General features: G+C 70.9%; 5 protein-coding genes and 1 pseudogene. 4 read left to right on the top strand and 2 right to left on the bottom strand.

The features are described from left to right. The coding region (locus tag AOK23_RS39890; protein WP_476718317.1) for a metallopeptidase domain-containing protein at window positions 1-815 on the bottom strand (815 nt) is incomplete at its 3' end. 416 nt (window positions 816-1,231) lie between these two features. Here AOK23_RS39890 and AOK23_RS39885 point away from each other — a divergent pair. Further along, complete coding sequence (locus AOK23_RS39885) at window positions 1,232-1,873, top strand: TetR/AcrR family transcriptional regulator (protein WP_055717319.1); 642 nt, start codon at window positions 1,232-1,234, stop codon at window positions 1,871-1,873. Window positions 1,874-1,966: 93 nt separating this feature from the next. Further along, on the top strand, window positions 1,967-3,505 hold the full coding sequence (locus tag AOK23_RS39880; protein ID WP_055717320.1) for an MFS transporter: 1,539 nt from the start codon (window positions 1,967-1,969) through the stop codon (window positions 3,503-3,505). A 170-nt stretch (window positions 3,506-3,675) separates the two neighbouring features. Here the strand turns inward: AOK23_RS39880 and AOK23_RS39875 are convergent, their stop codons facing one another. Continuing rightward, window positions 3,676-4,182, bottom strand: a complete 507-nt coding sequence (locus AOK23_RS39875; protein ID WP_055717318.1) for a MarR family winged helix-turn-helix transcriptional regulator — start codon at window positions 4,180-4,182, stop codon at window positions 3,676-3,678. Between the two features lie 227 nt (window positions 4,183-4,409). Between AOK23_RS39875 and AOK23_RS39870 the strand changes: the two genes are divergently transcribed. Both AOK23_RS39870 and AOK23_RS52150 read left to right on the top strand, forming a co-directional pair. Next, complete coding sequence (locus AOK23_RS39870; RefSeq protein WP_055717317.1) at window positions 4,410-5,195, top strand: dioxygenase family protein; 786 nt, start codon at window positions 4,410-4,412, stop codon at window positions 5,193-5,195. A gap of 147 nt (window positions 5,196-5,342) precedes the next feature. Continuing rightward, window positions 5,343-6,897 (top strand): annotated as a pseudogene (locus AOK23_RS52150) (HD domain-containing protein); the annotation flags it as partial. Window positions 6,898-7,107 lie beyond the last annotated feature (210 nt).

Here is a 7,107-nt window from a genome sequence, read left to right as displayed (position 1 = left end):
ATGATGTCCCAGTGCCCGACCGCGCCCCCGCCCTCGTGGGTGTAGAGGTCGGGCAGGCCGAAGACGTGGCCGTTCTCGTGGGGGAGTACGCGGTAGCCGGTCTCGTGGTACGTGCCGGAGCCGTCGTCCTGGCGGCTGTACACGAACGACGCGTTGGCGACGGGTGTGCCGTCCGCGACCGGCGCCTCCCTGTTCCCGGCGAACGTCACGGACAGGACCGTGTCGAGGGCGGAGGGCCCCGCGTTCGGGGTGACGAGGACGTTGACCAAGTCGTACTTGCGGAAGTCGACGACGGGGTCGGCGACCCGCACCATGTCCTGGACCAGCCGCCGGTAGCCGGGCTCGAAGGGGACGCCGCGTTCTATCCCGTACGAGCGGAACGTCTCCGGCATCCGCAGCCACTCGGTGACCGGGGTCTCGGGCCGGTAGTCGATACGGCCGTAGCTGCTCGTCCGGAACCACTTCTGGGTCTGCGGGGCGAACTCGGCGAAGCGGTCCATCGCGCTGCCCTCGCCGGGCGCGTCGGAGAAGTCGATCATCAGGTTGAGGGCGCGGACCGTGCCGGTGGAGCGGGAGTATCCGGGCGGGGTCGGGATGCCCTCGGACATCTGGACGCCGAGCCGGCCGCGGATCATGCACGGGTCGAGCCCCGAGCCGGGGGCCACGGCGACCGCGCCCGCGGCCGTGCTCGTCTCCTTCGCCACGAGGTGCCCGGTGCCGGCGGAGGTGCTGACCGCGAGGGTGAGAGCGGTGACGGAGGCGATCGCGACGGACCGGCGGGGGCGTATACCGCCCATGCCGCCCATCCCGCCCATGCCGCTCGTCGCATGGGTGCCGCCCGTGCGGCGTGCCCGCCACGCGCGCCGGGGCCGCGGCCGGCCGAACGCGGTCGGTCGGCGCTCGGGTATCCCGCTTCGGCGGAACGGCTGCTGCATGCACGCGCCCTTCGCTCCACGGCAGCCGCCCGGGCCACGGCCGCACCCTTTCGATCACCCTGTGGCGGGGGCGGCGGGGGCGCGCGCTGGATGGGCCGAACGAGGGCTTCCCGCCCGCAGGGGCGTGACCTGGGTCACTCCGCCGCATAAAGGAGCCTGGTGTGACCCAGGTCACGGGAAATCTCTTCGGCGGCGGGAAATAACCGGGGACCGTCTCCCCGTTTAGCCATGTGTCCGAGCGAAACGGGGAAACGCTCCCCGGATCCCGCTCCCCTTCGATCGTCAGGAGGTACGCCGTGCAGACCGCCACCCCCGTGCGCAAGGTGTCCCGTCCCCGGGCGGACGCCCTGCGCAACCGGGAGCGGATCGTCACCGCCGCCCGGGAGATGTTCGTCGAGTTCGGCCCCGACGTGCCGCTCGACGAGATCGCCCGCAGGGCCGGCGTGGGCAACGCCACGGTGTACCGCAACTTCCCGGACCGCGACGCGCTGGTCCGCGAGGTCGTGTGCTCGGTCATGGACCGTACGGCGCTGGCGGCGGAGGTCGCGCTCGAGGAGACCGGTGACGCGTTCGAGGCGCTGTCCCGCTTCGTGCACGCCGCCGCCGACGAGCGGATCAGCGCCCTCTGTCCGATGATCCAGAGCGCCTTCGACAAGAACCACCCCGACCTGGAGGCGGCGCGCGAACGGCTGGAGGCGCAGATGGCCGCCATCATGGAGCGGGCCCAGCGGGCCGGACGGCTCCGTGACGACGTCAGCGTCGGCGACCTGATGCTCGCCGTCAGCCAGCTCAGCCGCCCCCCGGCCGGCACCCAGTGTGTGGGTGTCGACCGTTTCGTCCACCGTCATCTGCAGCTGTTGCTCGACGGTCTGCGGGCCCCGGCCCGCTCCGAACTGCCCGGCACCTCCGTCACGATGGAGGACCTGCGCCGAGCCTGATCTGATCAGACTTCTTCCGTTATCCGCGCCTTGTCGCGCTCCGACGCTTACGCCTGACTTTTTCCGTCACGAAGTCCCGAAGTGGGTACCGCCATGTCTGCAACAGCCCGGAATGTCCCCGAAACGGTGGACGATTCGCACTCCAACCGCTGGAAAGCGCTCGTGTTCATCGCGCTCGCCCAGCTGATGGTCGTCCTCGACGCGACCATCGTGAACATCGCCCTGCCGTCCGCCCAGCAGGACCTCGGGATATCCGACGGCAACCGCCAGTGGGTCATCACGGCGTACGCGCTGGCCTTCGGCGGTCTGCTTCTCTTCGGTGGCCGTATCTCCGACCTGTGGGGGCGCAAGCGCACCTTCGTCACCGGTCTGATCGGCTTCGCCGGCGCCTCCGCGCTGGGCGGCGCGGCCACCGGTGAGGCGATGATGCTGGGCGCCCGAGCCCTGCAGGGTGCCTTCGGCGCGCTGCTCGCGCCCGCCGCGCTCTCCCTGCTCGCCGTGATGTTCACGGACGCCAAGGAGCGTGCCAAGGCGTTCGGCATCTACGGTGCGATCGCCGGTGGCGGTGGCGCCGTGGGCCTGATCCTCGGCGGCTTCCTCACCGAGTACCTGGACTGGCGCTGGACGTTCTTCGTCAACATCCCGTTCGCGGTGATCGCCGCGGCCGGCGCGTACTTCGTCATCCGTGAGCCGGAGGGCGGCCGCAACCGTTCGCCGTTGGACATCCCCGGTGTGGTCCTGTCCACCCTCGGTCTGGTCTCGCTGGTCTACGGCTTCACGCGCGCCGAGTCCGACGGCTGGGGCGACTCCATGACCATCGGTCTCTTCATCACCTCCGCGGTGCTCCTCGCCGCGTTCGTCCTGGTCGAGTCCAAGGTGAAGGCCCCGCTGCTGCCGCTGCGCGTGGTCATGGAGCGCAACCGTGGTGGTGTCTACCTCTCCCTCGGCCTCGCGATCATCGCGATGTTCGGTCTGTTCCTCTTCCTGACCTACTACCTGCAGATCGTGAAGGGGTACTCCCCGGTCAAGACCGGCTTCGCCTTCCTGCCCATGATCACGGGCATGATCGTCGGCTCCACGCAGATCGGCACCCGCCTCATGACCCGGGTCGCGCCGCGCCTGCTGATGGCGCCGGGCTTCCTGCTCGCGGGCCTCGGCATGCTGCTGCTGACCCAGATGGAGATCGACTCCTCGTACGCGGCCCTGCTCCTGCCGGCCCAGCTGCTGCTCGGCCTCGGCATGGGTACGGCGTTCATGCCGGCGATGTCCCTCGCGACCCACGGTGTCGAACCGCGTGACGCGGGTGTCGCCTCCGCGATGGTCAACACCTCCCAGCAGGTCGGTGGCGCCATCGGTACGGCCCTGCTGAACACGATCGCCGCGTCCGCGACCACGTCGTACGTCCAGGACCACATCGCCTCGGCGACCTCCCGCCCCCAGCAGCAGCTCGTCCAGCTCCAGGGCATGGTCAACGGCTACACCAACGCCATCTGGTTCGCCGTCGGCATCCTGGTCCTGTCGGCCGCCATCGCCTTCACCTTCGTCACCACCGGCAAGCCGGACATGACGGCCACCGCCGGTACGAGCGAGGACGCGGCGGACGAGGTCAAGGTCCCGGTGATCGCCCACTGATGACGGGACGGGCCCCGCGCTCGGAGCCTGTCTGAGGGGCGTGGGGACCCACGCGGCCGGCCGAGTACGGCTCACGGCGGCGGAGGGTCCCTAAGCCCCGAGGGCCCCCGAGCACCGGCGCCCCACTCCCCGTGGGCCGGGCCCTCGGCGACCCCCATGCGGCGGAGCGGCTAGCGCAGCCACGGCAGGTCCGCGCCCGCCTCCTTCGGCTGAAGCCCCTCGGCGATGATCTCCATGATCTCGCCGAGGGCTTTCTGCTGTTCCGGCGACAACCGGTCGAACAGCGCCTGCCGCACCGCGGCCACATGCCCCGGCGCGCTCTTCTCCAGGGTCTCGAATCCGCCTTCCGTGAGCACGGCGAACTGTCCCCGTTTGTCCGACGGACAGTCCTCGCGCCGCACCCATCCGTTCTTCTCCAGGCGGGCGATGGCGTGCGAGAGGCGCGAGCGCGTGATCTTCGTGTGCATCGCCAGTTCGGTCATCCGCAGCCGCCGCTGCGGCGCGCCGGACAGCACCACGAGCAGGTGGTAGTAGAGGTGCGGCATCCCCGCGTCCCGCTGCAACTGGCGATCGAGGTGGTCGTCGAGCAGGGTCGTGCCATGGACGTAGGCGAGCCAGGTGCGCTGTTCCTCTTCGGTGAGCCAGCGGGGTTCTTCGGCGGCGGACGGTGTCTTCATACCTCCACTCTACGAGCACCCTTCTTGAAATTTGAACAATAGAGATGTAAGGTGAAACTAGAAATATTGAGACTTCAACTACTGGGGAGTTGGGCGAGGTCTCAAGCAACCGATGAGCCTGAAGCGACCCGCTGTGGCCCGCTTGAGGACGACGTGCTCCAGGAGCCGTACGTGCCGAGGCGTGTCCCCGCCCCACGCGAGTCGCGTGTGCCGAGGGAGTCACCCCTATGTCCGCCGCCACCGCCGAACGCATGCCGACCCTCTATCTGAGCCACGGCGCGCCCCCGCTCGCCGACGACCCGATCTGGCCCGGCGAACTGGCCGCCTGGGCGAGGACGCTGGCCCGCCCCAAGGCGATCCTCATGGTCTCCGCCCACTGGGAGGAGGCCCCGCTCGCCCTCGGCGCGGTCGAGACCGTCCCGCTCGTCTACGACTTCTGGGGCTTCCCCGAGCACTACTACACCGTCCAGTACCCGGCGCCCGGCGCCCCCGAGCTGGCCGCGTCCGTGCGCAGGCTGCTCCAGGCCCCCGGCACGCCGGTCCAGGACATCCCGGACCGGGGCCTCGACCACGGGGCGTACGTCCCGCTCGTCGAGATGTTCCCGGAGGCCGACATCCCGGTCCTGCAGATCTCCATGCCGACCCTGGACCCGGTGAAGCTGATGGACATCGGCCGCAAGCTCGCCCCCCTCCGGGACGAGGGCGTCCTGATCATCGGCTCCGGCTTCTTCACCCACAACCTCGCCGCGCTCCGTCAGGGCGGCATCCCCGCCTGGTCCGCCGAGTTCGACGACTGGGGCAACCGGGCCCTGGAGTCCCGCGACTGGGACTCCCTCCTGGACTTCCTCCACAAGTCACCGGCGGGCCGGCTCGCCCACCCCCGCACCGAGCACTTCGCGCCCCTGTTCGTGACCATGGGCGCGGCCGAGGCAGCCGGTGAACTGGACGCCCAGCGGTCGGTGATCGACGGCTTCTGGAAGGGCCTGGCGAAGCGATCGGTCCAGTTCGGCTGAGGAGCCTTCCGCTGAGGAAGCGTTCGGCTGAGGAGCCTTCCGCCAGGAAGGACCGCGGACAACGGCACTCCGCCCCACCCTGAAGGGCTTTCCCCGCGACGGGCTTTCCCCCTCAGGGCGGGGCGAGTTGCTCCTACGCTGGACGGCGTGACGGATCAGGGCGGCGCGAACAACAGCATCAACGACACCACGGTCCACGGCACGGCGTTCCAGGCGCGTGACGTGGACCAGGTGGTGATCAACCACTACGCGACGCCCACGCCCACGCCCGCCTCGACGGACGGCCCCACCGACACGCTGCTGCCCGGCTGGGCGCGGGAGGTCGTCAACTCGCCGCTCTGGCAACGGCTTCCGCCGACCAGGGACCCGGCACCGTTCCGGGCCGCCGCCCGCGACATCGCCGCCGCGCTCGCCGCCCTGCACGACGAGACGGAGTGGGAGGCGACCGGCGACCCCTGGTGGGACCGCTCCTTCCCCACCCGCTTCCACGGCCAGCTCAGCCAGTTGCTGTGCGCGGAGGACGCCCCCGACGGGGACTTCCACCCCGCCGAGGTCCTCCTCCTGACGCTCGCGCCGTACCTGTCGCAGACCCTGTGGGCGCGTACGGCGGCCGACCGGGTCGGTGTCGACCCCACCGACCTCCGTCTCACGGGGGCCGGGGCAGACCGCGGCGACTTCGAGAGGTACTTCGACCGCGGGCACGAACGCCTCGTCCGCCGCGCCCGGTTGGAGCTGCCCGAGCGGCGGGGCGCCGAGTCGGACATCGGGTGGTGGCTGTTCCACCAGTGGGTGGACCACGGGCTGCGCGGCACCCAGGACCACTGGACGGCGTACACGGACCTGGCCGCCCGGCTCCCCCTGGGCGGCACCGCGCTGGCCGCGCTGTTCCACCGGCGCCGCACCGGCCAACTGCTGTACGGGCTGCGGCTGTCGCTGGGGGAGATGTGCCGCCAGGAACGCCTGGACCGGCTGGAGGCCGTCGCGTCCGTCACCGGCGGCGTCGGTGGTGTCGGCGGTATCGGTGGCATGGGCATGGGGGTGCCGCAGCAGGTCCGGGTGAGACGCCTCGCCGTCCTCCTGGCCGTCGCCCGCGCCCGGGCCCTGGACATCCCCGCGCTCCCCGACGACCTGGTGGAGAACCTCGGCATCCCCTACCCGGTGGGCCTCGCAGACCTGCGGCAGACCGTGGAGCAGGCCGCCTGGCACACCGACAACGGCCGTATGGTCCTTCAGGCCGCCGACTGCCACCACGAGGCGGTCGTCGAGGCCCTGCGACGCCATGTCGGCCAGGTCGACCTCCTGCTCTACGACATCCGCCGCGCGGCCGGCGCCGACGACACGCTCGCCGCGCTGCTGACGCTGCCGCAGCGGGCGTCCGCCGAGGGCGTGGAGGCCGCCCTCGGCGACGACGACCGCCCCAAGTTCGAGAGCTACGGCAAGTTCCAGGTCGACCCCCGCCGGGTCCAGGAACTCCTCATGGGCGACCAGCTCTACCGCAGCCCCGGCCTCGCGATCCGCGAGCTGTACCAGAACGCGCTGGACGCCTGCCGCTACCGCAGGGCCCGCACCCAGTTCCTCGCGACGAGGTCGGAGGGCGGCGCCCCGGACGACGACTGGAAGGGGAAGATCCGCTTCGAGCAGGGGGTCGGCCCGGACGGCCGCCCGTACCTGCTCTGCGAGGACAACGGCATCGGCATGGGCGNNCCGCTTCGGCATCGGCGTCCTCAGCTACTTCATGATCGCCGACGAGATCGAGGTGATCACCCGGCGCCTGGGCGAGGACGGGGCCACGTCGGAACCGTGCTTCAAGGTGGCCATCCACGGCCCGCACCACCTCTTCCGCATCGAAGGCAGCGCGGAGCGCAGGGAGCCGGGCACCACGGTACGGCTCTATCTGCGGGATCGGGCGCCC

The sequence above is a fragment of the Streptomyces torulosus genome, assembly GCF_001419765.1.
Taxonomy (GTDB): Bacteria; Actinomycetota; Actinomycetes; order Streptomycetales; family Streptomycetaceae; genus Streptomyces; species Streptomyces torulosus.
Note: the sequence above shows the minus strand (reverse complement) of the source record. Positions and strands in the feature narration are given on the sequence as shown.